The organism is Pantoea allii (assembly GCF_002307475.1).
In the GTDB taxonomy this organism is placed as follows: Bacteria; Pseudomonadota; Gammaproteobacteria; order Enterobacterales; family Enterobacteriaceae; genus Pantoea; species Pantoea allii.
In genome coordinates, this window is record NZ_NTMH01000031.1 from 66,086 (window position 1) to 92,909 (window position 26,824).

General features: G+C 49.9%; 24 protein-coding genes and 4 pseudogenes. 15 read left to right on the forward strand and 13 right to left on the reverse strand.

Features of this window, described 5'->3' with window-relative positions:
• Positions 1-205: 205 nt before the first annotated feature.
• The 3 genes from CMR03_RS11290 to CMR03_RS11300 are packed head-to-tail and all read left to right on the forward strand — an operon-like array spanning position 206 to position 2,952.
• The gene (locus tag CMR03_RS11290; protein WP_063876886.1) at positions 206-958 is read left to right on the forward strand and encodes an ABC transporter substrate-binding protein; all 753 of its coding nucleotides are present in this window, start codon (positions 206-208) and stop codon (positions 956-958) included.
• A 45-nt stretch (positions 959-1,003) separates the two neighbouring features.
• Positions 1,004-1,609, forward strand: a complete 606-nt coding sequence (locus CMR03_RS11295) for a helix-turn-helix domain-containing protein (RefSeq protein ID WP_096011585.1) — start codon at positions 1,004-1,006, stop codon at positions 1,607-1,609.
• A 14-nt stretch (positions 1,610-1,623) separates the two neighbouring features.
• Complete coding sequence (locus CMR03_RS11300; RefSeq protein ID WP_096011586.1) at positions 1,624-2,952, forward strand: NAD(P)/FAD-dependent oxidoreductase; 1,329 nt, start codon at positions 1,624-1,626, stop codon at positions 2,950-2,952.
• A 214-nt stretch (positions 2,953-3,166) separates the two neighbouring features.
• On the opposite strand, the gene CMR03_RS11305 is transcribed toward CMR03_RS11300, so the two are convergent.
• The gene (locus CMR03_RS11305) at positions 3,167-3,391 is read right to left on the reverse strand and encodes a KTSC domain-containing protein (RefSeq protein ID WP_063876889.1); all 225 of its coding nucleotides are present in this window, start codon (positions 3,389-3,391) and stop codon (positions 3,167-3,169) included.
• A gap of 442 nt (positions 3,392-3,833) precedes the next feature.
• Between CMR03_RS11305 and parS the strand changes: the two genes are divergently transcribed.
• Both parS and CMR03_RS11315 read left to right on the forward strand, forming a co-directional pair.
• A complete protein-coding gene (parS, locus tag CMR03_RS11310; RefSeq protein ID WP_096011587.1) occupies positions 3,834-4,277 on the forward strand; it encodes a type II RES/Xre toxin-antitoxin system antitoxin in 444 nt (147 codons plus the stop codon).
• Positions 4,274-4,735: an RES family NAD+ phosphorylase gene (locus CMR03_RS11315; protein WP_063876891.1), complete on the forward strand. Its 462-nt coding sequence runs from the start codon at positions 4,274-4,276 to the stop codon at positions 4,733-4,735. Before parS ends, CMR03_RS11315 begins: the two co-directional genes overlap by 4 nt.
• Positions 4,736-4,879: 144 nt before the next feature.
• On the opposite strand, the pseudogene CMR03_RS11320 reads toward CMR03_RS11315, so the two are convergent.
• Positions 4,880-5,425, reverse strand: a pseudogene (locus CMR03_RS11320) (Tn3 family transposase); the annotation flags it as partial.
• A gap of 89 nt (positions 5,426-5,514) precedes the next feature.
• Between CMR03_RS11320 and CMR03_RS11325 the strand changes: the two are divergent.
• From CMR03_RS11325 to CMR03_RS11335, 3 genes and pseudogenes are all read left to right on the forward strand, one after another.
• Positions 5,515-5,676 carry a DNA polymerase III subunit theta gene (locus CMR03_RS11325; protein ID WP_082875117.1) on the forward strand — a complete coding sequence of 54 codons (162 nt, stop codon included), beginning with the start codon at positions 5,515-5,517 and terminating at the stop codon, positions 5,674-5,676.
• A 122-nt stretch (positions 5,677-5,798) separates the two neighbouring features.
• A pseudogene (locus tag CMR03_RS11330) lies at positions 5,799-6,237 on the forward strand (STM2901 family protein).
• A complete protein-coding gene (locus tag CMR03_RS11335) occupies positions 6,231-6,566 on the forward strand; it encodes a DUF1493 family protein (RefSeq protein ID WP_063876894.1) in 336 nt (111 codons plus the stop codon). The pseudogene CMR03_RS11330 and the gene CMR03_RS11335 overlap by 7 nt, the downstream one beginning before the upstream one ends.
• A gap of 583 nt (positions 6,567-7,149) precedes the next feature.
• Here the strand turns inward: CMR03_RS11335 and CMR03_RS11345 are convergent.
• A pseudogene (locus CMR03_RS11345) lies at positions 7,150-7,786 on the reverse strand (IS4 family transposase); the annotation flags it as partial.
• Here CMR03_RS11345 and CMR03_RS11350 point away from each other — a divergent pair.
• From CMR03_RS11350 to CMR03_RS11360, 3 genes and pseudogenes are all read left to right on the forward strand, one after another.
• A pseudogene (locus CMR03_RS11350) lies at positions 7,784-8,213 on the forward strand (DDE-type integrase/transposase/recombinase); the annotation flags it as partial. The pseudogenes CMR03_RS11345 and CMR03_RS11350 overlap by 3 nt on opposite strands.
• 791 nt (positions 8,214-9,004) lie before the next feature.
• On the forward strand, positions 9,005-10,399 hold the full coding sequence (gene fliD, locus CMR03_RS11355; RefSeq protein WP_096011588.1) for a flagellar filament capping protein FliD: 1,395 nt from the start codon (positions 9,005-9,007) through the stop codon (positions 10,397-10,399).
• Positions 10,400-11,142: 743 nt separating this feature from the next.
• Positions 11,143-12,078: a flagellin N-terminal helical domain-containing protein gene (locus CMR03_RS11360; protein WP_096011589.1), complete on the forward strand. Its 936-nt coding sequence runs from the start codon at positions 11,143-11,145 to the stop codon at positions 12,076-12,078.
• 67 nt (positions 12,079-12,145) lie between these two features.
• Here the strand turns inward: CMR03_RS11360 and CMR03_RS11365 are convergent, their stop codons facing one another.
• Complete coding sequence (locus CMR03_RS11365) at positions 12,146-12,712, reverse strand: NADPH-dependent FMN reductase (protein ID WP_063876898.1); 567 nt, start codon at positions 12,710-12,712, stop codon at positions 12,146-12,148.
• Positions 12,713-13,014: 302 nt separating this feature from the next.
• Here CMR03_RS11365 and CMR03_RS11370 point away from each other — a divergent pair, with 302 nt between their 5' ends.
• Together CMR03_RS11370 and CMR03_RS11375 are read left to right on the forward strand one after the other, a co-directional pair.
• Entirely contained in the window at positions 13,015-13,524 is a 510-nt protein-coding gene (locus CMR03_RS11370) for a GNAT family N-acetyltransferase (RefSeq protein WP_096011590.1), read from the forward strand.
• Between the two features lie 81 nt (positions 13,525-13,605).
• On the forward strand, positions 13,606-14,397 hold the full coding sequence (locus tag CMR03_RS11375) for an MBL fold metallo-hydrolase (protein ID WP_096011591.1): 792 nt from the start codon (positions 13,606-13,608) through the stop codon (positions 14,395-14,397).
• Positions 14,398-14,434: 37 nt separating this feature from the next.
• On the opposite strand, the gene CMR03_RS11380 is transcribed toward CMR03_RS11375, so the two are convergent.
• Positions 14,435-14,845 (reverse strand): MarR family winged helix-turn-helix transcriptional regulator, encoded by a 411-nt coding sequence (locus CMR03_RS11380; RefSeq protein WP_063876901.1) that lies wholly within the window; start codon positions 14,843-14,845, stop codon positions 14,435-14,437.
• 77 nt (positions 14,846-14,922) lie between these two features.
• Here CMR03_RS11380 and CMR03_RS11385 point away from each other — a divergent pair, with 77 nt between their 5' ends.
• Complete coding sequence (locus tag CMR03_RS11385) at positions 14,923-15,657, forward strand: CBS domain-containing protein (protein ID WP_096011592.1); 735 nt, start codon at positions 14,923-14,925, stop codon at positions 15,655-15,657.
• Positions 15,658-15,777: 120 nt separating this feature from the next.
• Here the strand turns inward: CMR03_RS11385 and CMR03_RS11390 are convergent, their stop codons facing one another.
• A complete protein-coding gene (locus tag CMR03_RS11390) occupies positions 15,778-16,320 on the reverse strand; it encodes a chorismate mutase (RefSeq protein ID WP_096011593.1) in 543 nt (180 codons plus the stop codon).
• Positions 16,321-16,899: 579 nt separating this feature from the next.
• On the opposite strand from CMR03_RS11390, the gene CMR03_RS11395 reads away from it, so the two are divergent.
• Entirely contained in the window at positions 16,900-18,828 is a 1,929-nt protein-coding gene (locus tag CMR03_RS11395) for a methyl-accepting chemotaxis protein (RefSeq protein WP_096011594.1), read from the forward strand.
• 271 nt (positions 18,829-19,099) lie between these two features.
• On the opposite strand, the gene arnF is transcribed toward CMR03_RS11395, so the two are convergent.
• From arnF to arnB, 7 genes are read right to left on the reverse strand one after another with little or no spacing between them, the layout of a single operon-like run.
• Positions 19,100-19,477 (reverse strand): 4-amino-4-deoxy-L-arabinose-phosphoundecaprenol flippase subunit ArnF, encoded by a 378-nt coding sequence (arnF, locus tag CMR03_RS11400; protein WP_096011595.1) that lies wholly within the window; start codon positions 19,475-19,477, stop codon positions 19,100-19,102.
• Positions 19,474-19,797, reverse strand: coding sequence for a 4-amino-4-deoxy-L-arabinose-phosphoundecaprenol flippase subunit ArnE (gene arnE, locus CMR03_RS11405; protein WP_063876905.1), 324 nt, complete (start codon positions 19,795-19,797; stop codon positions 19,474-19,476). The genes arnF and arnE overlap by 4 nt, the downstream gene beginning before the upstream one ends.
• A gap of 2 nt (positions 19,798-19,799) precedes the next feature.
• Positions 19,800-21,458: a lipid IV(A) 4-amino-4-deoxy-L-arabinosyltransferase gene (gene arnT, locus CMR03_RS11410; protein WP_096011596.1), complete on the reverse strand. Its 1,659-nt coding sequence runs from the start codon at positions 21,456-21,458 to the stop codon at positions 19,800-19,802.
• A gap of 5 nt (positions 21,459-21,463) precedes the next feature.
• Positions 21,464-22,357, reverse strand: a complete 894-nt coding sequence (gene arnD, locus CMR03_RS11415) for a 4-deoxy-4-formamido-L-arabinose-phosphoundecaprenol deformylase (protein ID WP_096011597.1) — start codon at positions 22,355-22,357, stop codon at positions 21,464-21,466.
• Complete coding sequence (gene arnA, locus CMR03_RS11420) at positions 22,354-24,336, reverse strand: bifunctional UDP-4-amino-4-deoxy-L-arabinose formyltransferase/UDP-glucuronic acid oxidase ArnA (protein WP_063876908.1); 1,983 nt, start codon at positions 24,334-24,336, stop codon at positions 22,354-22,356. Before arnA ends, arnD begins: the two co-directional genes overlap by 4 nt.
• Positions 24,336-25,316 (reverse strand): undecaprenyl-phosphate 4-deoxy-4-formamido-L-arabinose transferase, encoded by a 981-nt coding sequence (arnC, locus tag CMR03_RS11425; RefSeq protein WP_096011598.1) that lies wholly within the window; start codon positions 25,314-25,316, stop codon positions 24,336-24,338. Before arnC ends, arnA begins: the two co-directional genes overlap by 1 nt.
• A complete protein-coding gene (gene arnB / locus CMR03_RS11430; RefSeq protein WP_096011599.1) occupies positions 25,317-26,453 on the reverse strand; it encodes a UDP-4-amino-4-deoxy-L-arabinose aminotransferase in 1,137 nt (378 codons plus the stop codon).
• Positions 26,454-26,824: the final 371 nt, after the last annotated feature.

Genomic DNA, 26,824 nt, shown 5'->3' on the forward strand with positions numbered 1-26,824 from the left:
ACTGTCAAACTTTTCCTCTCATGGCGTCATAGCATTAACTTATTTGTACGACAACCTTCATTTAAGATCGCTTATAGTCGCAAATCAAAGGGTTTGATGCTCATTTGTGAGGGGGGGTTTTTTTTAGAAAAGAAATGATTGACAGCAGGATAATTAATTTCATTATATTGAAGTTAATGGTCCCCGTTTTAAGCAGGAGTGCGTCATGTCTAACCGATCGTGCGTAAGTGTGGCTTTGTTGTTTGCCGCATTAGGCTTCACTTGCAGTGTTAATGCGGCGTTGTTGACGGCGGGCTCCCCGCCATCCAGTGCGCCAACGACCTTTCTGGATACAAAAACGGGAAAAATCGAAGGATTCATGCCCGATGTCGCCGCCGAAGTGGCCAGGCGTCAGCATCTGGAGATTAATTTTAGCGCTGTGCCCTTCTCCACCCTTATTCAGTCTGTTATTGCAGGCAAAATTGACATGATCGTGGCGGGAATGACACCGACGCCAGAGCGGGAAAAACGCATCTCCTTTTCTCAGCCGGTGACTGCATTTGGGCCTGGACTCGTCGTGCGTGATGACAATAAAAAAACCTACCATTCGCAACAAGATCTTAAGGACGAAATCGTGGGTACTATGACAGGCACTGACTACACGCAAAGCCTTATAAAAAGCGGCATTGCTAAAGAAGTCAAAGTCTACGATAGCCCTTCAGATATGATGCGCGATTTGTCACTGGGTCGTATCGCGGCAGGCATGAATGATTATCCTATTTTGAAAGTTCAGGAAAAAACCGGATCTTTTAAAGGTATGCATGTTGTAGATGATTATAAACCCGAGCATATTTCGCCCATGGCGTTTGGTGTGAAAAAAGGCAACGATAAGCTGCTTGCCGATATTAATAACGCGCTGACAGCAATGAAAGCAGATGGGTCACTGCAAAAAATTAAAGCTAAATGGGGAATGCCCTGATCGCGCTTTCACACAGGGACGCGACAAACCTTAAGGAGCATGGTTATGAAAACAGCGGTAATGCACGCAGAGGAGCTGAGTGCAGCAGAGGCTAACATTGGTATACGTTTAAAATTAATTCGTAAGTCTCGTAGCATGACGATCAAAGAGCTGGCGCAACAGGCTAATGTGTCAGCGGGCGCAATTAGCCAGATTGAACGTAATCTGGCTAACCCTACGATACGCGTTCTGGAGCAACTTCGTGTGGTCTTAGATGTGCCACTGACAGCCTTCCTTGAACAAGATGACGTAATGCGGCCGGGCGCAGAGCATTACGTGCGACGCAGGCATGAGCGGCCGCACTTTCATGTTGGCAAACTGGGGATAACTAAAGAGATGTTATCGCCCTCAGGCGAACACGATATTCAGTTTATGTATATCAGTATTCCTCCGCGCACACGTTCAGAAGAGATGCTGACAGGCACGGGTGAAAAAGCAGGTGTAGTAATGGAAGGTAAACTTACCCTTGAAGTAGAGGGGGGGAAAACCTTAATCGAAGCGGGTGACAGTTTTCAGTTTAAAAGCCATCTCCCGCATAATATTTTCAACGATAGCGACACAGAAGCCCGTGTATTGTGGATTATGCATATTCCGCCGCGACATCATATCTGAAACAAGGTTAACCCATGCGAATCAAGGTCGATAGCGTCCATGACAGCTCCGTCTTCCCCACCACTGTCGATGTTGTTGTGATAGGCGGTGGCATTGTTGGTACGTCAACGGCCTATGAACTGGCGAAACAGGGCGTTTCAGTGGCCCTGTTTGAAAAAGGCGTTATTGCCGGTGAACAGTCTGGCCGGAACTGGGGCTGGGTGCGCCAGCAGAATCGTGACTTGTATGAACTGCCTATGGCGATGCGCAGCCTACAGCGCTGGGATGAACTGAGTGCCGAAATCGGAATGGATCTTGGTTTCAGGCGCAGCGGCATTCTCTATGGCACAGTCAACGATGCTGATCTGGCGCGTTGGGAAACATGGGGTCAGCAAGCGAAGCAAATGGGCTTTACCAGTCATCTCTTATCTGCGCAGGAAGCTCAGGCACGGATTGGAGATAAAACGGCCTGGCGAGGCGGCGTGTGGTCACCTACCGATGGTCGCGCGGAACCTTCGCAGGCAGCACCGGCCATCGCTCGCGGTGCGCAAAATTTGGGTGCCAGCATATTTCAGCACTGCGCGGTGCGCGCACTGGACATTAGTGCGGGCCGGGTCTCAGGTGTATGGACAGAACGCGGGCGGGTAAACGCCAGCCGGGTTATCTGTTGTGGTGGAGCATGGAGTTCACGTTTTTGCAGACAATATGGCATTGAACTCCCAGCAGCGAATATTTTGGGCACGGTGTTCAAAACGACCGCTGCGCCTGAAGTGGTGAAAGGATGTCTGAGCACACCTAACCTTTGCCTTCGCCGCCGTGAGGATGGCAGTTATACCGTTGCCGTGCCCGGTCTTGGACAAATTGATTTGGCACCGCAAAACATCCGTTATGCTGCAAAGTTCTATCCAATGTATCGCAGTAAAGTGGCTAAAAAGCTCAAGGTCCGGCTTAACAGCTCGTTCTTTTCGGGCCCTGAAGCGGCTGGAAGCTGGCATCATGACAGCCGTTCACCGTTTGAAAAAATCCGTGTCCTTGATCCCAACCCGGATAACAGCATCATTCGCAATGGTCTTGCGGAGTTGACCCGTTTATTTCCAGAATTGAATGGGATAAAAGTTGATTATGCCTGGGCGGGCTGGATTGACACCACACCTGATTTAGTGCCCGTCATTGATGAGGTAAGTGCAATACCAGGGATGTTTATTGCTTCCGGCTTCAGTGGACATGGTTTCGCCATTGGTCCTGGCGCAGGGCTTTTGTGCGCACAATTGCTGACGAATAATCCCGTTTATACAGACATCGCACCTTATCGTCTTTCACGTTTCGAGAAAGGTAATGCGATTCGCGAACCGCAAATGATGTAATTCAGCGGCGGTGAGTGGCCCATTAGTGGGTTATCTGAGCGGTCTTTTTCAGGCAATCAGTGAGTGTTTCAATGATTGCCTTGAAGGGAAGATAATTCGCACGGACCCGCAAAATCACCTTATCGCCGTCGCCCTATCCACTTAGCGAGAAAGACGGCGTTTGACGCTTATCTTCACCGCCATGCCTGAAAAAATGAGCCGTCATCTTGTATCGCTATGCATCGCTCTTTTGATACATAGAAAAAAAGCGATTGTCGATGCTTTCGCGGAAAAACGCGTCCTGATCGACGGCTGCACAGAATCCCTGATAGGTATGGGCCGGAACAGCAAGCCAGCGTCGGCACGTACCGTTGCGGTACTCAAGTTCCAGCACCCCAGACGTCGGATCGAATCCCGCACTGCGAAATAATGTTGAAGAGTTGATATCGTGTCGTTTCATAACGGATAGTCCCTATCGGTTGAACCCAGCGCCTGCACTACTAAGAGCGGCAATATATCACAGTCACCGACAATCTTTCGTCACGGTGACTATCCTGTCATGGCAAAAGTCATGCGAAACAGCGAGAGACAGCACAGAGTGCCGCTTACCTGTGATGATGACGTTCAGCTGACCGACCTGTTTGTCGTCAGCCGCATGCAGACAGGCGACTTCGGCTGTTATCGCCCCTGTTCATCCCTCTTACTGCGCATGTCCCTTTCTTCTGTCAGCTGTTGACCACAGAATGCCAGATCAAAACCAGAGGATGTGTTGCTTACCCTCCCCGTTTTCTCCGCCAATAAAAGAATAAACCGGGTTTATTTTCTAAATATGACAGCGCAAAAATGGTGCATTGAACCCTATCGCCATTTGGCTATAATCAAATAACCAAATGGAGGTGATCATGAAACAATTCACATTACCCGCATCCGCGGCAGAACCCGATCGCCTGTGGCAGTTTGCCGGTCTGAGCAGTGCGGACGGCGTTGTGCTGATGGATCAAATCGATGATGGCCTTGACGGTACGGTCGCCAGTCGCATTGTCACGTGGGCGCAAATTTCTCAGGCAGAGCTGCGCCGGATGACCGGCATCGCCGGCTCGACATTTACTCGTAGCGTAAAGAGTCGCTTCACTGCAGAACAGAGCGAACGGCTGGTGCGATTTATTCGCGTGATGGATCGTGCCGTGGAGCTGTTTGAGGGCGATAAAGAAAAAGCACGCCAGTGGCTCAATGAGCCTGCACGCGCGTTGGGCAATAAAAAACCGGCCGATCTGGTGGCGTCTGAAACCGGGGCTTATGAAGTATTGAAACTCATTACCCGACTCGAACACGGTGTTTATTCGTGAAGCTCTACCGCATGACTAAGACGCGTTATCTGGGATCGGCCTGGAGTGGTTTTGGTGCGCGTGAAGGTGGCGGTCGCTGGAACAGCGTCGGTGTGTCGATGGTTTATGCTTCTGAAACGGCCTCGCTGACCATGCTGGAGACGCTGATCCATCTGCAAAGCGCCAGCGTGCTGGACTCTTTTACACTCCTGAGTATAGAGGTTCCCGATCGACTGATTGAGTGGGTTGATATCAATCAGCTACCCGCCGACTGGGCTGCACCGGAAGGGCCTGCTGCACTGCGCCTGTTCGGTGATGCCTGGGTACAAAGTGGTGGTTCCGTGGCATTACGCGTGCCTAGCGCCCTCTCGCCGGTGGAATCAAACTATCTGCTTAATCCTGAACATCCCGCGTTCAATGCGATTGTTAAGCAGGCCCGCGACATCCCCTTCCGGTTTGACGCACGCTTTTTGCGGTAGCGCTGAACCGCTGCAGGTAAAACGCCTGTAAAATTAACACTCTCTATCTCTGTCATTCCCGGTCACTTCTGACCGAGCGTTTTAAAATAAGCGTCCAGATCAGGGGAATTAATACCTGACAGGGGGCAGTTTGGATATCGAAAATTATTGTACGTTAAGGCTTTTTTTTAACCTTTCGACTTTAGCTGGTCTCAGCCGACGAAATTTATCGGAAGCCGGTATACGGTTGCTTTCCAGATCTAATCGCCTGTCAGATTGATATGCTCCCATCCTGATGGTGACAGATGCGACAACAGTTGTTCGTTGAGCTTCAGCCCCTTACGTTTCAGGGCATCGATCACTCTTTCTATATACACGGTCCCCTGCTTTATCGAGGTTGCCAGACGCAGCACTTCACGCCAGTGAATTTCGATCTCTTCCAGATTAAGTGTGGTCGTTGATATCAGTGACTGAAGCGCCGGGTTTTTATAAGTGGAGATCCCTGATTCGCGGACAAAACACACATCCCAGCAGATGCATCAGGGCAAAGACATGATCAGTGAAACCAGCAGTATCGGTGCAGTGCTCCCTGATTTTCAGGTCGCTTTCGTGATACAGCAAGCTGGTTGAATCCCTGACCCCACTGATTATGGGCTGTATTGATCCGAAATAATGGTGGTGAGGAGAAGGCGGGTATCCGGGCGAGTAATGTCATTTTTTTATGCGAAAAATGTCGAGTAAACGTCGTCCATCTGTTACCTCATTGAAAATGCTGCCTCGGGCGTTGCCTGAAAGAGCTGATGAATAAACCTGTCATCCCGATGGAAACAGAACTGCAGCATCCTGAGGCGCTGCGGGAATATTTCCGTGAGCGCCTCGCCTGTTACCACCAGATTTCCCTGACTCTGCCAAAGGGCTCCGATCCGGTTTACCAGAAAGAGGAAAAGGCAGAAGGAAACTGATGTCAGTCCCGCAGATGGCGGGTCATGCATACCTGACGGTCAGGTTGCCAGTCATCATTCTCAGCGGTATCTTCAGACTCACATCAGGAATATAGCTGCAACTGCGATTACGGGAGCAGGAAGTGGATACAACTGAGGAGCTGGGACAGACCTATTTCTATGCCGGGCGCCCGAATCTCTCTGCCGGTGAACTGTTCTTTATAATTTTCTGTGAACAGGTCGCTCTTCAACTGGGTGTGCGTGATTTCAGTGCCATTGTGGCCATACTCTCAGGACGCAATATCATCGCCACACGCAGAAAACCTGGCGGTACGGTTACCGGAACGTCGTATGCTTCAAAAGCTGCAAGGCGCGTATTTGGTGATGCCAAATTCCCCTGGGGCATAAAGCTCCCTTCCTTTGTCGGAGGTTATCCGCCTTCAACTCTCAGAATACGGATGGTGGCGCAGATTGGTACCTGGACCGGGCTGGGTCATTCTGGCTGCTGATGTTTCACAGATTGGTTATCACAGCGTTGTGGAATACAACCGGATAGCACGGGGGGATGACAAACTATGGTAATCGACGAACTGGATGAGAAAATTTACGCACTGGTTAAGCGTCATAACGGACGCGGCGTTTTCACAGCGCAGGAACTCAGGCCAGAAACCGATCTGGATGCGGATCTCCATCTCAGTAAAGACGAGGCGCAGTCGCTGATGAATGAATTTTTTATGCAATTCAACGTCAGCAGGGAGAATTTCTCTATTGAAACGTACTATCCACCCGAGCCGCCACTGCTGACGATACTGAATCCTTTCCGCCGTCGGCGAAGCGTTCCTGAAGTTCCTGACTTTACCATTGCAATGTTAATCGAATCAGCCCACGCAGGACGCTGGTGCTACGAATAAGCAGGCCCGTTCGGGTACGGAGAAATAGGCGTACGGCGCGAAAAATGACTAATTGCAGCGTCATGTACAGCTCGTACGGATAAATTATCCTCCCCGGAGCCATAAACCTTAACGTCAGTACATTCCATTCCAGACCTCATTCATCGCTGAATAACCAAACGCCGTCTGAATTTGCAGCAGGCTGGCGAAACGGGAAACATTAAGAAAAACCAACCGACATTACTAACTGAAGGTTGTATCTAATACTGGGGGACAGGTCACTGCCTTTGAAAGGATCATTGAGATGGTAGAAAAGGAGGTTAATGCTAATGAGAGATAATAGGCCTGCCAAATTGAGCTTAGGTAAACGCATCATGTATAGCCTTATAGAAGCGTCAGGTGCAATCATAGGCGGGTTGCTTCTCCTGCTGTGCTGCTATTGGTTCTTTCACTATGAAACCTGGCATGAAAGACTGATAGCGATTGGTTTGTCTATCGCGGTTGTCTATCTGATCGGTAAGGTTTTACCTGAACGGCCAAATCAGTAAGCCCCTTACGGTCTGAAGGATCCCCAGAAACATCATCAATACACCATGATGATGTTTCAATAGGTTCTCGCCATCTCGGCATATACCCTGTCGGGGTTAATGCCTGACAGGCTCCCCGGTGACTGCCGGATGACATTCTCACTCAATGTCAGATACGACAATACCCTCCGCGACTTCACACTGTTAGCCTGAAACCATCTGTTTATTCCCTTACTTTCAGGGTAATACCCTGTCAGCCACATGATGATGCTGTAAAGTGTCGCGACCAGGCAAAGCATCGATATCCGCTTTTCTCCCCAGCTTTTACTTGCCCGAAGTCCCAGACCGTAGCCGCTCACTTTTCTCATCTCTGAAGTTCTGCTCTGTTTGCATAGGGCGGCTGTATATTTTAATTATCACCCGCGGCTTATATCCCATAAGGCTGGTAAAAAGCAGCCACGGCTCGCGGGCGTTTTTGCTGTACATCCTGTTCGTTTTAGGAGAACGCTGGCTGCTTTTCCTGCCGGTTGTCCGCTTATGAACGGTATAAAAATGCCCTAGACAATCACGGCTGACGTTGCGAGCCAGTCGGCAAAATCACAGATAGCATGGCTTCGCTACTTATGGCATATCTCGTGCCATCTGCCACTCTTCATCCCCGATTATCTGAAAATAGAGGCTGCCTCTGACACGTCAGAAAAAATCCCATCCCAGATATACTGCATTTACCACCTTAACGGTCTGGGCGTGAAGCGCAGACGACATCGTAAGGGCCTGGCGCCTGAGCGGCTTCCGCTTCTTCGCCCGGACCTGGTCAATGGAATTTGCCATGGATGCACTTACCAGCAACCGTAAATTTAAGTAACTGAATTTTATTAGTAATTTTACAAATATGCGTCTGACGATCACCGCTGCTTTCGGTATTTCAGGCGTTCAGGTCTCGCGTATTCTGGACAGTATCACGCTCTTACGTGGCTATCCGGCTAAGATAAGAACCGTTCAGGGACCGGAATTCACCTGCCTCGCACGGGATCAATGGGCCTTTGAGCATGGCGTGGAACTGCGTCTTATCCAGCCGGGCAAGCCGGCCCAGAACGGATTTATTGAGATTTTTAGCAGCAAGCTGGAAACATGTAAAAATAGAAGGTAAACAACCCGACATGACTAACTGATCGTTGTATCTAATACAGTGGGAAGGTCATTCCATTTATTACTTTTGTAACCCTTCTCTTCACAGTTTGTGCAGGGCTGTCACTTTAAAGTGGCAGCGTTCCTACTGGCCTACGCGCAGCTACGGCAATTAGTAGAAATTTTTACTACTTCTCCCAAACCTGACGGGCATAAGGCTTTTGATGACCAAACTGCCCCCTGATACAGCGCTTTGTTAGCCTTTCGATATGAGCTGTAAATCCATGTAACAAATGTAAGGTTTCGGGCTCATAAAATATTTTATGCAGTGATGAAGACGTCGCACTTAATAAAAGCATTAAGAAAGATGCGATAACCCTACGTAATCTCATTGATTAATTGATGATAATTTTAAGGTGACAGGCAATTTGTATTAAGTATCACCAGGCTGTTTAGCATCCGTGCGACAGAAATGATGATCAGGAACTTATAAGGATGCTTTATAACCTTGCGTTGGAGATTAGCTGGCCTGAATTTTACTTAAGTTGCGCGGCGTGACTATAACCTGTTGATTAATAATCACGGTGTTTTACACGAGAGAATAACGGTGTCAGGAAATACGGCAAATGCTGCCACCAAATAATTACAATTTGTTATTCTGTTAACATATATTTACCGGCTTAACAAAAAATTGATAGTCGTGTAATGACAATAAACCGATTTGCAACAACCGTTAAAATCAGAAAAACACCTAATTAATGCATTGTATTTTAATCACTGGTGTCACTTCATCAGGACAAGAATATGGCAAGCATAAGCACACTTGGCGCTGGTACTAACCTCGACCTCAATACCTTATATGACAACATACAGTCAGCCGAACAGGCGCAACTGACACCCATAACCAATCAGCAAGCGTCTTATAATGCGCAACTGACGGCCTGGGGCGTGGTACAAAGTTCAATGTCGAAATTGCAGACTGCAGCTTCTGCGCTGGAAAATGCTTCCAGCATTGCGACAACAAAAGTGACCAGCTCGAATTCGGCCTTTACGGCTACGCTTGCCAGCGGTGCTGCAGCCGGAAATTATTCTGTTGAAGTTGACCAGCTAGCGGCGTCGCAGTCCCTGCTCTCCAAATCGGCAAGCGACGAAACGACCGATCTGGGCGACAGCAGCATGGCTTCACGCACGATTACGATCAGCCAGCCTGGACAGAAATCGCCGTTAACCGTGACGTTAAATCAGAATCAGACCAGCTTGTCTGATATCCGTGATGCGATTAACAAGCAACAAGGTAGCGTCAATGCCAGTGTGATTATGGCCAATGACAATACCTACTATTTATCCCTGACGGCGCGCGATAGCGGCACGGCGAATGCCATGACCGTAAGTACAAATGATGCCACATTGTCGCAATATATTAACTATAGCCAGGGCGGGAGTAATAACGGTATGACACAGCAGGTTGCCGCTGAGGATGCTCAATTGAAGGTTAACGGATTATCTATCACGCGCAGCAGCAACATCGTGACGGATGCGCCGGAGGGCGTAACGCTGAATCTTAATAAAGTTAACAGCGGATCGCCTGAAACCTTATCCATTGCTACAGATACCTCGCCAATGGCGACAGCCGTTCAGTCGTATGTTGATGCGTATAATTCGCTGCAGAAAACCATCGCTGACCAGACAAACTATACCCCGGTTCAGGCAGGACAGGCGCAGAGTACAGATAATGGCGATTTGCTGGGGGATAATACATTAATGAATATCCAGACCAGTCTGCGCAGTCAATTTTCCGATCCTCAGGGTACGGGAAGTATTCAGGTACTTTCTCAGCTCGGAATAACGCAGGACGATAAAGGTGATCTGACGGTAGACAGTACGAAGCTGAATGCCGCCTTAACCAACCAACCCGCAGATGTTTTAAGCTTTTTGACGGGGGATGGAAAAACAACAGGTTTCGCCACGCAGGTGACCAATAAACTGAATGATATGCTGGCAAGTAACGGCACAGTATCAAATGCGACCACGGGGATTAACACCTCGTTAAAACAGTTGTCCGATCAGTACAATACCGTCAACGATCAAATCACTGCGGTGATGGCACAGTACAAAACGGAATTTACCAATCTGAGTACGCTGGTCTCTTCAATGACGCAGACGGGTGATTATCTGTCTGCCCAGTTCGCGAAGATGTAACGCCTGCCTCACGCCGTTTTGCCACAAGGCTGAACATCCTGCCTCTCATGCTGATGGTGCTCCTGCGCCATCAGCATTTATCCATTATAAGGCCCTGGTTTTCTCTGGTATTTGGTTACTCCCTCAATAGCACTTTTTTATCGCATCCATAAGCCATGAATTTGGCGTAACTCTTTATCCAGAACCTCGTCGCATTGCCGCGCCAATATCCATTAGGCGAGTGCTCGCACGCTGACAAGACACATCGCCTTTGTCATAAGCCAAAAACTAATGCAGAATTTTTTATGCCGCGCGGTATCGTCAACGCCACTGCTTTAACCTCGCGCCTGGACAAACCTCATTAACGTGAGTATTCATTTTTTATATTTCGTTAATGATATATCTTACCCAATGTATTTTTAAATATTTAATGCAGTTTCTCTAATGAAAGCATCTTTTAGCGAAAAGGTCGCAGATAAGCGCTTTGTGGAATACTGAGCAACCCCTTTAATCATCTGTGCTTTTTAAAGCCTTACGCTGTAACAAAACGTGTTTAACCTTAAGGAAATTGGTTTTTTGGTTGGGTTTTGTGTGGGGTTATAATCATTTCTTTCCGGTTAATTCTTATATTTACAACTGAGATTTTACAACAAAATACTTATTCAATAATTAATCTTATCTGGCTTTTTTTTATTAAAGTTTAGCAGGAAGGGTTCGATAATAATAATGCGTAAATAATACGTTCTCATAAGAAGGAATTTACCATGTCAGTCATCAACACTAACGTCCTGTCGTTAATTACTCAAAATAACCTGAATAAGTCTCAGTCATCTCTCGGTACGGCGATTGAGCGCCTGTCATCGGGTCTGCGCATCAACAGTGCCAAAGATGATGCCGCGGGGGAAGCCATTGCTAACCGCTTTACGTCAAATATCAACGGTCTGACGGTTGCGGCGCGTAACGCCAATGATGGGATTTCGTTGTCTCAGACGGCTGAAGGCGCGCTGGATGAAATAAACAACAACCTGCAGCGCGTCCGCGACCTGACTGTTCAGGCGCAGAATAGCTCTAACTCAGCCTCTGATATCGACTCTATCCAGGCCGAAGTTAACCAGCGTATGCAGGAAATTGACCGTGACACGAAACAGACGGATTTCAACGGCATTAAAGTGTTGAACACGGGTTCAGGCAACAGCACTTATAATTTCCAGGTCGGTTCTCAGGATGGGCAGACTATCGGTATCACCATTAGCTCAAGTGACAGCTTCGATTTGGCTGCAGCGGGTAACGCGTCTTCAGGTACTGTGCAGAACACCAGTGTGACAACCGGGCAGACGGTTAATGGTACAGCCCGCAGCACCGCGGCTATCGGCTTCGACGTGCTGAAAGGTGCAGTCACTGGTGGTAGTAGTGGTAGCGCTTCTGGTAGCACCCCGCTGGCGGATATCGATAAAGCGATTAAGGCCGTTGACAGCCAACGTAGCCTGTTGGGTGCGTCTCAAAACCGCTTTGAATCTACAATCAGCAACCTGAATAATACCGTGACTAACCTGACTGCTGCACGTAGCCGTATTCAGGACGCGGACTATGCGACCGAGGTATCAAATATGTCACGTGCACAGATCCTGCAGCAGGCGGGTTCATCTGTACTGGCACAGGCCAATCAGGTTCCACAGACCATGCTGTCTTTACTGCGCTAATCCTCAATTTAAAAACCACGCTTTTTTTAAGCGTGGTTTTTTTCAGACCGCCTGCGGGAAAACCAGGCTAATTAACTTTGCGGATAAAATCACTGAATGCCGCTAATTGCCTGGCCAGATGCTCAAGCGTGCCCTGCTCAATCACCTTACCCGCCTGTTCATCAACTTTATTCTGAATGACACCACCCATAAATTCCGGTTTGTTCAGTACCATGGCGTCAAGAAACACCAGAATTTGACGCAGGTGATACTGACAACGCGCGCCACCGATCGCGCCCATGGAGCTGGTCTGAATCGCCACCGGTTTTCCCGCGAGCGGCTGATTGGGAACGCGGGATAACCAGTCGATCGCATTTTTCAATCCGCCCGGGACAGAATAGTTGTACTCCGGTGTGACGATAATCACGCCATCTGCCTGACGAATCTGTTCAGCGATCTTTTCAACAGGGGCAGGAAACCCCTCTTCTTGCTGAATATCGGCGTCATAAAGTGGAATATCCCGAATGGATGGAAGCGCCTCAATCAGCACGCCCTGTGGGGCCAGTTGCGGTAGCGCCTGTGCAATCATTGCGTTGTACGAACCTTTTCTCAGGCTTCCCAGTAGCGTGACGATTTTCAACGGTTTATCAGACATCATTTTTCCTCTTTTTGATGGCTAAAATCATCCCCGAAAAACCTGGGGAAGCGTATGCGTATTCTATGCGATTAGAAGCAGGTTTTTTATGAGAATGTGTTAGCTGGCTTTATATTCCGCCTCCACAGGTACATCGTGCAAAATCACATATCGCCAATCCAGCGCGCCGCCATTGCCTGCTGTCGGCAGTAAACGTGACATTGTTAAAATGGTCGCGGGCGACGTGGGATACAGTAGGGAACACATCGAAGAGGTAGGCGTGATAACACGCCACCGCAACACCGGTTCAGGAGGGAGAGAGCATGGTCAGTTCGGATAAATATGTCATCAGGCAAGCAACGTCGCAGGACCTGGCAGGCATCACTGCCCTGCTTCAGGAAAACTCAGCGGGGAATGGCGGAACGCTGAACGGGGATTTTCCTGGCGAAAAGGTTGCCGGGATGTTGAATCATCCGGGGGCCTTTGTGGTGGTCGCGCAATCCGCTTCTGGGATCGCCGGCGTGTTATTTAGCACCACATCGTTCCAGCAAGGTCCGGAGATCGTGAAAACGATGCTTCGTGCCTGGCCGCCCGCGCAGCAGTGCTGGATTTACGGCCCGGTCTGCATCAGCACGGCCGCCCGTGGTCAGGGCTTACTGGCGCGTTTGTACGATGAAATGTGCCGATATTACGGTAATAAAGCCCCCGTTCTGTTTATTCAGGCTGACAATTATCATTCCATTCAGGCTCACCAGCGCCTTGGAATGCGTGAAGTGGGACGGTTTAGTCTGAACGGCAGCGACTTTTTGATATACAGCCCGGCATGTTTTTAGACGACTGTCCTCGCACAAATTGAAACCTGCACCGGGTAAAAACGCTAAAATTAATCTGAATGGTTAACCGGAGCGACCGTGATGATTAAAATTTGCCTCACATGCGGCACGTCTTATCAACAGCTGGATGTTCAGATCGCGCACTGTAAAATTTGTGAAGATGAACGTCAGTATGTCCCTAAACAGGGGCAACAATGGATTTCACCTGAGGCACTGCATGCAGGCCACAGCAATAAATGGTATCAGCATGAAAAAGCCTTGTTGAGCCTGAAAACGGTGCCAGGATTTGCTATCGATCAGCGCGCTTTTTTAGTGAAAGGCACACAGGGCAACGTCCTCTGGGACTGTATTCCTAACCTTGATGATGCAACGATTGATATTGTTCGCGCACTTGGCGGCCTTAGTGCGATTGCCATTTCTCATCCTCATTACTACAGCACGATGCAAGACTGGGCGGCGGCTTTTGATGCGCCGATTTATCTGCACGCCAGCGATAGCGAGTGGATTATGCGCGACAGTCCGTACCTGCGGTTATGGGAGGGCGAGGCCAAAGAAATCATGCCTGAAGTGACACTGTTACGTTTAGGAGGGCATTTCGACGGTGGCACGGTGCTGCACTGGGCGAAAGACGATGGCGTCTTACTGTCAGGCGATGTCGTGCAGGTCACGGCTGGCGCGAACGCCGTCTCCTTTATGTGGAGTTACCCCAATATGCTCCCTTTGCCGGCGGCTAAAATCAGCGACATCGCCGCTCGCCTTGATCCCTATGATTTCGAACGACTTTACAGTGCGTTTGAAGGACGCGACATTGCGCCCAATGCGAAACAGGTCGTGATGCAATCTGCACAGAAATATATAGACAGTTTACGGTGAAACACGCCGCTATTCTGCCGCCACGTTTAAGGCTGTTTTAGCCACCAAAATCATCGACCAGATTCACCAGCAAGGGCTTTAAGGTTTTCAACTCTTCTATATGCGCCAGAGACAGCGCCTCAAGCAAGCCTTCTGCCTGAGGCGTTAATTTTAGGGCCATCCTACGTTGATCGGCGGCATCCGCTTCGCGGGTAATCAACCCCGCTTCCTCCAGCCGACTAATCAATCCTGATGCGCTGTGCGGTTTTAAAATCAGCCGCTCGGCAACGTACCCCACCGTCGCGGTTGCCGCTCCTGAACCGCGAATGGTCAGCAGTGCCTGATGCTGCTGTGGTGTTAACCCAACGCTGCGAGCCTGACTTTCACTAAACGCGATAAACGTGCGTAACGTCGCGCGGAAGTTTGCCAGTAAGGCGTAATCAGCATCTTTCATCTTCGGCTGTGACATGCAATAACCTTTTGTCATTAAATCCAGGTCGCGATGCGATGTAAATTCCCCGCCTTTACCTTGCTCAGGAAGACATTATGCAGGAGCTCGCTGTCGATTTACCTGCCAGGCTCAAATTAGCCGACCACACTGTAACGAAACGCGTCATTATACTGACTTTAAGGGGATTGCTGCCAGGCGCGGGTAATGCTTTCGGTGCCATTGCCTTGCTTAAGCTCATTGCACTGATGACGAATGTGTTCTGGTACAAACAGTTTTCATTTGCTGAAAACCCGATGTCGGGAAATGCCAACGCGCTGCATATTCTGGCCGCACCGTCTTATCATCGGTGTCATCGCACGCACATCGAGCAGGAATATACGACCGATACGCCAGAAACCACAAAAGCCCGGCAAATTATCTCAACGTCGCCCGCGACGTTGGATGCATCGCTCACGCTGAGTGAGGTCATTGAACGGATGTCAGATCGCCATGCACATCATCATTACCCGGTGGTCGTGTTTTTATCTGTAGTGTCGCGTAAAGACAGGACTCACTGGCAAAGGCAGAACAAGTCACCAGACAGTCGTTGGCAAGATCTGGTGGAAGATGAAAAACCTGTCAGTACCTGCCCGGATACGGTGTGCAGTCAGATTGCAGATCAGGAAATCGGTATTGTCGTCGTGACGGTGCCACAATCTGGCAAGGTGGTTGGGGTGATCACGCGGCACGATATTTTCCGGGTACGTTATCTCGCCCGACAGGCTGAGCATGATAAGGCGCGCTATTTACGATTTAGGACAATAAGTGATAAGAGCCGCCAGGCTAATTAACCGGGCGACATTTTACGCTATCCGCCTTAACGGGCGGATAGCGTGTTAACGATGGCATTGCGAAAAGTATGAGAAGGCGTTCATAAGTATTCAACGTGCTTGTCGGCCCGTTGCGACGCGTTAGCCTTTGAGTTTGATTTGCTCAAGCCCCTGTAAAACGTGGTTGATATCGTTATCCGTCAGATGCTGGACGTTGAGTTGCTGATGCAGATGGGTCAGCTCATCTTTTGTGAAACCACCCTGTGACAGTTGCTGATTGATGGCTTGCAAAATTTGTCCGTCTAACAGGTTAATTTGCTTCCTCAGGTCTGCCAGATCTTTTGCGGGCGGCACGGAATGAGGTGCGCCCAACCAGTCAGCCAGATAGCGATACTGAATCGCTTTGCTGGCATCCATTAAACCCTGAAAAAACACCGTCACGGACTGCGGATCAAGCCCGGCTTGTGCCGATTTCTCCTTGGCTTCTGCCAGTACATCCTGCTCTCGCGGCAGGTCTTCAATCGGCTTATTGTGGGTTTTTTTGAAGGCGGCGACATCCTTCATTAATAACATTCTCTCATGAAGCGCACGCGAGAGTTGCGAAACGGGTTCTGACGCCGACGGGGCAGCAGCAGCAGAGCCGCAAAAAATTAACGCAGCAAGAAGAAAGGTCATATATTGCATGTTTGGTTAGCCTGTTTCCAAATAGTTGAAAAAGATTAATCAGATTAAACGTCCCTCTCATAGATGGAGTGTCGGTGAAATATTATTTAATCTCTGTAATTAACTAATACAAATTATAACCAGAATGCTACATAACAGCTAACACATGTTAAGAGAAGTTAACGTATCTTTTGTGAATGATTCGGTTTCGCCAGTGATTATTAAGGCTTTAAGCTGTTAATTTACTGATGGAGCACGGATTTATATGTATGTTATTGATATTAATAAAATTATTAGTTGGGCTTCCGCTTAAGATCATATTAAATATTTATGCTTACATTGGCCATAAATGTAAAAGTATGTCAGCAAAAATCCGCCATAAATTATTCGCTCCCTAACTATCCTGGCCCTTACTATTAACACCAAAGCCTGAAATAGACATAAAAATCCACATAAATGCATTCATGTCACAATTGTGAATTTATATTTCAAAATGTCTTTAAAGTTTTCATTGTGACAGTCGATAAGTTTTATTAAGCAGTGTGGTGTAAATACAGACTGCAAAATAATAATTCTGTATCGGCCTATCAGGGTGAAATTATGTCTATTACGCGTACGTTTTCCGATATGAAAATGGGTAAAAAGCTGGGGTTGAGTTTTTGTGTGCTGATTGTTGCCACTCTGGCTATTGCTCTCTTAGCGTTTAAAGGCTTTCAAAGCATCAAAGAGAATGCAGCAAAGCAGGATATTACTGTTGATATGGTCAATGCTCTCAGCAAGGCACGCACGAACCGTCTGCTGTATCAATATACTAAAGATGATCAATATGCTCAGGTTAACGCCAGTGCACTCAACCAGTTAAGCACCCACTTTGATAAGCTGAAAAAATTTGACTGGAACACCGAAGGCAAAGAACAACTCAGTGTATTAGGCACCGCTATACAAAACTATCAGACGCTGCGGCAGGCATTTTACAGTGCGGCGAAAAGCTCCTCAGCGGCGGCTACGTTGATTCAGGATAATGATCTCCTCTCTCTTGGACAAAGCCTTGATGGGCTGAATCTTTCCGCTCAGCCCGAAGCGATGCTACAGGTATTGCGGTTGGCCTCACTCCTCAAGGAAATTGCGGGTGATGTAGAACGCTTTATTGATAAACCCAGTGAGTCCAGCAAGACCGAAATTTATGGCAACATTACCTCTGTCGAACAGATACGTGCTCAGTTGTTAGCGCTTTCTGTCCCCGAAATCCAGGCGGTGTTGAATACGCAAAAAACGGATTTAGCGAAACTTAAACAGGCTTTCGTGGATTACATTGCCGCCATGGGTAAGGAATCAACGGCATCGACGGAGCTCAGTGCTACAGCAGAAAAGCTGAATGGATATGTGGCTGGACTCTTTAACTATCAGGCGTCTGAATCCGCTGACGCATTACGTAGCGCTGAAAGCCAGATCGCAATCGTTGCGGCTATTTGTGTTCTGCTTAGCTTGTTAGTGGCCTGGCGCATCACCGTCTCAATTACTGTTCCGTTAAAAGAAACCCTGAGCGTTGCCCAGCGTATCTCTGAAGGCGATCTCACTGCTACGCTTTCAACCACGCGTCGTGATGAACTCGGGCAGTTAATGCAGGCCGTCAGTGTGATGAATGAGAGCCTGCAAAACATCATCACCAACGTGCGCGATGGTGTGAACAGCGTGGCACGCGCTTCCTCTGAGATCGCCGCCGGTAATATGGATTTGTCATCGCGCACTGAACAGCAGTCTGCTGCCGTGGTGCAAACTGCGGCCAGCATGGAAGAGTTAACCTCAACCGTGAAGCAAAATGCCGAGAACGCCCACCACGCCAGCCAACTGGCAACGGAAGCGTCTGTCAACGCTGGGCGAGGCGGTGACATCATCCGTAACGTTGTCACCACCATGCAAGGTATTACGACCAGTTCGGGTAAAATTGGTGAAATCATCAGCGTAATAAATGGGATCTCCTTCCAGACGAATATTCTGGCACTCAACGCGGCTGTTGAAGCGGCACGAGCCGGTGAACAGGGCCGTGGTTTTGCGGTCGTGGCAGGCGAAGTCAGAAACCTTGCTCAGCGCAGTTCCGTTGCGGCGAAGGAAATCGAAACACTGATTCGTGATTCGCTGAACCGCGTTAATGAAGGCTCAACGCTGGTCGATCAGGCGGGAAGCACAATGGATGAGATTGTACTGTCTGTGACCCAGGTGAAAGACATCATGAGTGAAATCGCTGCAGCCTCCGATGAGCAAAACCGCGGAATATCGCAAATCGCTCAGGCCATGACGGAGATGGATACGACAACGCAGCAAAACGCCGCGCTGGTTGAAGAGTCTTCGGCCGCCGCCAGCTCGCTGGAATCCCAGGCGGAAGAGCTGGAGAAAACCGTCGCTGTCTTCCGTGTGCCTGCGAACAGAAGTGGTATGGCCATTAGCCACAGCGCACCGAAGTCTGCACCTAAGACGCTGATCTCTCCACGTCAGCCCAGCACGGCAGAAGGTAACTGGGAGACTTTCTGATCCTTGCTAAAACGAACGCCGGCTTTATGCCGGCGTTTGCCTTCCTGGCGCATCTACATTCAGCATGACTGTCCAGCCCGTCTGATTCCCGTTGAACAGAGAAGATCAATCCCTTCTCTGCTTCATTCAGGCGAAAGCGCCCTTCTCCATCCGAATATGCTGACTGCGCGGCCAAAGCGTCGCTTTGCTCCCCACGCCCAATGCCCAGCAAAAGCGCCCTGCCATTAGCCAACAGCAAGGCTGATTTATCTGCCGAGAGACAGAGCGGTGCTCATGTTGTTTTTCCAGGTTTAACGCACATACAGAGTAATCCGGCCAATATCAGAAACACGCCCGCCATCGCGCCTGCATGGAATGGCTCAGCGAACAGCGGAAGGCTGATAGCCAGGAGCCATACCAGTACGTAACTGATGCTTAGCAGCGGATAAGCCCGACTCAGCGGTAGATGGCGTAATGCTAAAAACCAGCACACCATTGAGCAGGCGTAAGCCGTTAACCCGCCGCACAATACCAGCAGCGGTAGCCAGTGGAAGGAATAGTGCGTCATTAGCAGAGACAACGCGGGCAACTGGTGCATTGCCCAGCGCAGCATCAACTGAGCAACCGTCACCAGTAAAACGCTACACATTGCCAGCAGATAGCCCGTCATGCATAACTCCCTATGATAGCGACGCCCGCGACAATCAGGACGGTGCCAGCCCATTGCCAGCGGGTCATTTTTTCATGCCAGATAAAGCGTGCAGCCAGCGCCACTAAGATGAAGTTGATACTCAGCATCGGGTACGCCAGGCTTACCGGTAAACGCTGCAGCACCAACAACCAGACGATCATCCCCAGGCCCAACATCGCCAGGCTGGCAATCAGCCAGCCGGTGAGTTTAGCCCGGTTTGTTTGACGCGCCGCCTGCTTTTGGCAGAGCTGACCCGCGCAGGTCAGCAGGCTGGTCAGTAAGACCAACAACAGGCTCACGGCTACTCCGCCGCGTTATATTGCAACAGAAGCATCCGACCGTTGCGATAAACGGCATCCGCTGGCGGCAAATCTGTTGGTGTAGCTTCTCCTCGATCCAGCATCATAATAAGCGAGACATTGCCCTGTTTACGGTGCGCCTGAAGCCACTGGGGGAAATCTTCGCTGCTGACATAGGCTGATCGTGCGTCAGGGAAGCTTAAGCCATATTGCAGTTCGCCTTTTTCACTGTATGCAATGATATCGCTGCGTTTCATTGTCCAGGCAATCGCCGATGACACACCCGAATTATCACTTAAGATATAGCGGCTGTTAGCAAGGCTGCTTTCAATACTGCGAATAAACACCTGCGGCTGCTTGGTGTTTTCAACCCCTTCAGGGATGGCCGAGCCGACACACAGCGCCAACGTTAAAGGACACAGTGCTGCGGCCAGCCAACGATGTTGTGGCGATTTCAGGCTGAAAACGCCCACGATGGCCCAGCCGGCAAAGGACAGCACGGCCATCGTCAATGCCAGCAGTTGGTGTGAACCATAAAGAGGTCGATGGCTTAATCCCCAGGGCGCAAAGACCACTAACAACGCCACGACGCAGACGCTACCAAACAGGACATTGATCCACGCGTTGACTTTAAACACGCGCGTGTGATTGCGGGCCTTTTGCCAGGCATACTCAGCCATCAGCAAGGCCAGTGGCGCAAAGCAGGGCAAGATATACGTTGGCAGTTTGCCTTTTGCAATACTGAAAAACACCAGAGGAATAACAACCCAACTCAGAAGATAAACCGCACCCGGGGACTGTTTACGTTCACGCCAGCCCGACCGCAATGCCCCCGGCAGCAACGCCAGCCAGGGAAGCGAGCCGGCAACCAGAACAGGCAGGTAATACCAGAAAGGGGCTTTATGCTGCGCATTATCTTCGGCAAACCGCTGAATATGCTCAACCCAAAAGAAGTAATGCCAGAAATCAGGCTGCTGTTGCTGAATGGCTATCGCCCAGGGCGCGCTGATTAACGCCGCACTGATTATGGCAAGGGGGCCATAGATAATCAGTTCGCGGAAACGCTGATTCCAGACGGCCCACGGCAGGATAGCCAGCACCGGCACGGCCAGCGCCAGAAACCCTTTGGTCATAAAACCCATGCCGCATGCCAGCCCCAACAACAGGTAGCGCACGATGCGTTGCCGGGTGTTTTGCGCCTCAGTGGCAAACCAGTAGCTGCACATGGCAGCCACCATCCACAGCGTCAGCATCGGGTCCAGCACAGCATAGCTGCCAATGCTGTACACCAGCAGGGACGTTAAAAAGATGACGCTGCCCGTTAAAGCAACGCTACGCTGGACAAAAATACGGCATCCCAGCCAGTAAATTAATACCGCGCTCATCAGCACAGAAAAGACGGAACCAATCCTGACCGCAAAGTTATTGTGACCAAAAATGGCCTGACCCACGGTATTGATCCAGTAACCCGCTATAGGTTTTTCAAAATAACGTAGACCGAAGAAGTGGGGCGTAATCCAGTTACCGTTTTGCAGCATTTCACGGCTGATCTCGGCATAGCGTGTTTCATCAGGCTGCCAGAGATTACGGAACTCCAGAGGAACTAAATAATAGAGGATAAAAAGTGAAACCAGTAAAAGGGTCTTTTTGGTGGCAGTCATGGTGCTTACCTTGTTAAATTCTCACAACCCAACCAGCCTTCCCGGCCAGCGATATGACCACGAACGACCTTACCCACGGGTAAAGTATCAAGGTCTTCAGGTAAGAGTTCGCTCAGTGGGCAAAACTGTATTCCTTGCGCACGGGCACGCTGCAACAACGTATCAAAAGCATCAAGCTGACTGATACCTTCCACTTCGGCATGAATGGTATAAACCGGCGTGCCCTGATCAGCCTGGATTTTTTCCAGAATATAATCGTTGAAACGCTCGGCACTGAGCGTGGGTCCGACCACTTCATCCCATGTCGGTAACGTGACGGGGATCTGGACCGTACCCAGTTCGCCGTTTCTTAACTGCGGTCGAAATGGCGCCGTCCCGCGACAGTCGCTGTTGTACTGGAAGCCAAAGGTTTCTTTAGCCTGAATAACCCGGCCATCTGCCCGCCAGCCAGCCACTGCTGAGCAGGTCACTGCCTGACCGGTTATCGCCTCCAGCGCGTCGCGGCCCATAGCAATCTGCTGAATGAGCTGCGGCTCTTTCCAGACGCCCGCCCAGGTTTGCCAGGCAAAATGATCCCAGGCATGCAGACCGACCTCATGGCGATCGGCGGTTGAGCGAATGATATCGCGCATCCCTGCCCCGATCCGCTTTCCAGGCCAGGCCGTTCCGGCTAACAGAATGTCCCAGCCATAAAGTGATGCTGCGCGTGAGCGCAGCATTTTCCACAGAAAGCGCGGTTTCATCAGACGCCATAAATGGCGTCCCATGTTGTCGGGTCCGACACTAAAGAAAAACGACGCCTGAAGATCATGTTTATTGAACAGATCCAAGAGCGCGGGGACGCCAAGTTTTGTCCCGCGCCAGGTATCTACATCAACACGCAGACCAACTTTCTTCATTCCTTGTCGTCCTGAAGCTCAACGGTACGCAGGAAGAAGTCGAGTGTGTTATCAATCGTGGTGTTCATTTCCACAGTTGGCGTCCAGCCGAGCAGGCGTTTTGCATTACGGATGGATGGCTTACGGTGTTCAACATCCTGATAGCCCTTACCGTAATAGCTGCTGCTTTCCACTTCGCGGAAACCGGCAAACGGTGGGAAGCTGGCACGCAGTGGATGACGTTCAAAGCTTTCCAGCAGGCGTTCGGCCAGCTCTTTGATACTCGCTTCGTTATCCGGATTACCGATGTTGATGATTTGTCCGTCGCAATTATTGTTTTTATTCTCAATAATTTTAAACAGCGCTTCTACACCGTCGCTGATATCGGTAAAGCAACGTTTCTGACGGCCACCATCAAACAGCTTGATCGGCGATCCTTCCACCAGGTTTAAGATCAGTTGTGTGATTGCGCGTGAACTGCCGATGCGCGCCGCATTCAGGTTGTCCAGGCGCGGGCCCATCCAGTTGAAAGGACGGAACAGGGTAAAGCGTAGCCCTTGTTTTTCACCATAAGCCCAGATGACGCGGTCCAGCAGTTGCTTGGAAACGGAGTAAATCCAGCGCTGTTTATTAATCGGGCCGACAACCAGATTGGAGTGATCCTCATCGAAGTTCGCATCGGTACACATGCCGTACACTTCAGACGTCGATGGGAAAATGATGCGTTTGCCGTACTTGACGCAATCACGCACAATTTTGAGGTTTTCTTCAAAATCCAGTTCGAAAACGCGCAGCGGGTTACGGGTATATTCGATCGGTGTCGCGATGGCCACTAATGGCAGGATGACATCACATTTTTTGATGTGATATTCGATCCATTCAGAGTGAATACTGATATCGCCTTCAACGAACTGGAAGCGCGGATGACCGACAAAGCGGCTAATCGCGTCTGAACCGATATCCAGGCCAAACACTTCAAAGTTGTCGTCCTGCAACAGACGCTCGGTCAGGTGATTACCGATAAAGCCGTTTACGCCCAGAATCAATACACGCGTACGACGTTTAACGGCTGCAACGGCCTGGGAATACAGCAGCGCGCCATTCACCATGCCAAGATGCTGAGCCAGCTGGATACCGTTCATGTAGACACTGTTGGCGGTCTGTCCGGTCTGAATCTCCAGTGCACCCTCGCCGCAAGCGACGACGAAAGGTTCCGCAGACAGCACGGTGCCAGGACGAACATTATGCGCAGTAGATAATACTTTTGCTTTCCAGACCACGAATTTGGTGGTGCCAGCAAAAGCAAAGGCGCCCGGCCATGGGTCAGTTACCGCACGCACCAGATTATTGATTTGGCTGGCTGGCAATGCCCAGTTAATCCGACCATCTTCAGGCGTGCGGCGACCCACTACGGTGGCTTCCGCTTCATTTTGCGCGGTGCCGACGATATTGCCCTGCTTCATGGCAGGCAACGCGCTTTCCAGCAGCTCAGTGGCGCAGTCGACCAGCTTGCGGTGCAGCGTTAGTGCGTTATCTTCATCGGCGATGGCGACACGCTGCTGAGCAATGATCTCGCCCGCGTCCGCTTTTTTAACCATGCGATGTAAGGTGACACCGGTTTCGGTTTCTCCGTTAACCAGCGCCCAGTTTAACGGTGCGCGTCCGCGATATTTTGGCAGCAGTGAACCGTGAAGGTTAAAGGCACCCTGCTTCGCACTGTTCAGAATCTGATCGCACAGCAGGTTACGGTAATAGAAAGAGAAAATCACATCGGGTTCAGACGATTTGATGCGATCGATCCACAGAGGATGGTTAACTTCATCCGGAGCATAAACCGGGATAGAATTTTCAGCCGCGATTCGCGCCACTGAGCCAAAAAAGTGATTTTCTGACGCCGTGTCGGCATGGGTATAGATGGCGCTGATGGTGTAACCTGCTTTCAACAGCGCATTGATGCCCGCACAACCCATGTCGTGATAAGCGAAGACGATAGTTTTCATTACTCGGTTTCCTGTACAGAACGGTCTTTCTGAGGATTGATAACACGTTGAATAAAATAGCGAGGTCTGGCACGGACATCGTTGTAGATACGGCCGATATATTCGCCAAGCAGCCCCATGCCAATAAACTGTGCACCTATGAAGATGAACAGCACGGCAAACAGCATAAAGACGCCATCACCAGCCCAGGCTGCGCCAAAGCACAGACGCAGCAGAATCAACACCAGGGAAAAGGCAAACCCCGTCAGCGCGATCAGGCTGCCGAGGACGCTCAGCATGCGCAGTGGTGTGGTGGTGAGGCAGGTCACCAGGTCATACATCAGGTTAATTAAGCGCATAAAGCTGTATTTTGAATCGCCATGCTCACGCTCAGCGTGCGTCACGGGTAATTCAATGGTGCGCCGTGCAAAGGTGTTAGCCAGAATTGGAATGAACGTACTGCGTTCGTGGCAATTCAACATGGCATCGATAATGTGGCGGCGGTAAGCCCGCAGCATGCAGCCATAATCGCCCATCGATTTGCCGGTCACGCGCTGAATCATCTGATTGATAGTGCGTGAGGCCTGACGACGGAACCAGCTGTCCTGGCGGTTCTGGCGCACGGTTCCCACAACGTCGTAGCCTTCCTGAGCGGCAGCAACCAGACGCGGGATCTCTTCAGGGGGATTCTGTAAATCCGCATCCAGCGTGATAATCAGATCACCGCTGACATGGCTGAAGCCCGCCATAATGGCAGAGTGCTGACCGTAATTTCGGTTAAGCAACACAGCCACAATATGGCTGTCCGGCAGTGAAGCTGCATCCGCAATCATCACGGCGGAGGCGTCCTGACTACCGTCATCGACCAGCAGGATTTCATAGTCCAGATTAAGGGTTTTACAGGCGTCATTGGTACGCTGAATCAACGCCGGTAAACTCTCCTGCTCGTTATAGACCGGGATAACCACCGATACTTTTTCAATCTCTTTATCGTCGAACATTTAAACCCCAGTCAGTCCACGTAGTGCGCTGATAACGCGTTCAACGTCATCGTCGGTCATGTCGGGAAACAACGGAATCGAACATATACGCTCGCTGTTCCACTCGGTGGCGGGCAGTGATAGGTGCGGATAGTGTTCACGGTAATATTTGTGAGTATGCGCCGCCCGGAAATGGAGACCGGTTCCAATGTCCTGATCTTTAAGCTTCTGCATCAGCGCATCACGGGAGAAACCGCATGCCTGCTCATCAACACGAATGATGAACAGATGCCAGGCATGTTGATGCTGCCAGGCTGGCGGAACCAGCGGTTTGAACGGCGTGTCTTTGAGCGCCTCCAGATAGCGTTGCGCAATGGCCGCCCGGCGCTGGTTAATTTCAGGCAACTTTTCGAGCTGGACCAGCGCAATAGCTGCGCTGATATCAGGCAGGTTGTATTTGAACCCAGGCATGATGACTTCAGCCTGTGGCTGACGGCCGTGGGTTTGTCTGTCAAAGGCATCAACGCCAAGACCATGAAACTTCAGGCTGCGAATTCGATCGGCAAGCGCGGCATCATCCGTGACGACCAGCCCACCCTCAGCACAGGTCATATTCTTGATTGCATGGAAAGAAAAAATCGCATTGCCATGTCCACCAACATGCTGGCCTTTGTAGTAAGTGCCTGCGGCATGTGCGGCGTCTTCGATGACCGGAATCCCGTGGCGTTTACCGATGGCATAAATGGCATCGATGTCGGCAGGCGCGCCGGCGTAATGGACAGGGATGATGGCTTTGGTCTTAGGGGTTATCGCCGCTTCAATGGCCTCAGGCGTTACCATCAGATTATCAACGTCGATATCAATCATTACCGGGGTTGCGCCCAGCAAGGTAATAATGTTCAGAGTAGAAACCCAGGTCAGCGAAGGGGTAATGACCTCATCACCTGCCTTGATGCCCAGCGCCATTAACATCACATGCATACCGGCTGTTGCAGACGTCACGGCAATAGCATGTTGATTCCCGGTCAGCTGGCAGAATGCACGTTCCAGTTCGGCACATTTTGGCCCGGTAGTAATCCATCCAGATGCAAACACATCACGCACTGCAGACAGTTCAGCTTCACCCAAAGAAGGTCGTGAAAACGGAAGAAATGCCATTAAGTAATATCCTTAAACTGTTTTGCAATTTTTCCAGCAAATTGAGCGCAATTTTGAAATAAAATAATGAAAAAAATGTCGTATACGTTCATCAAAAATCGCCAAAATCCGCGAAAAACAAGCAAAATCATTAAAATCTGCCTGGTGAAATAAATTATTAGCAAAACCTTTATTTCATACCGGTATCAAATCATACGCCCGCAACCTTAACCGAACATTAAACACCTTATGTAATTAACAAATTGACATGATATTTATCACTTTTACCAGACTAATCACTTTAAATAAACAGATATGTTTGACAGTTGCGTGAAGGTACTAAAAAGAGAATTTTGAGGGGCGTGTTCGGTATATGCGGTGGTTGACAGAAG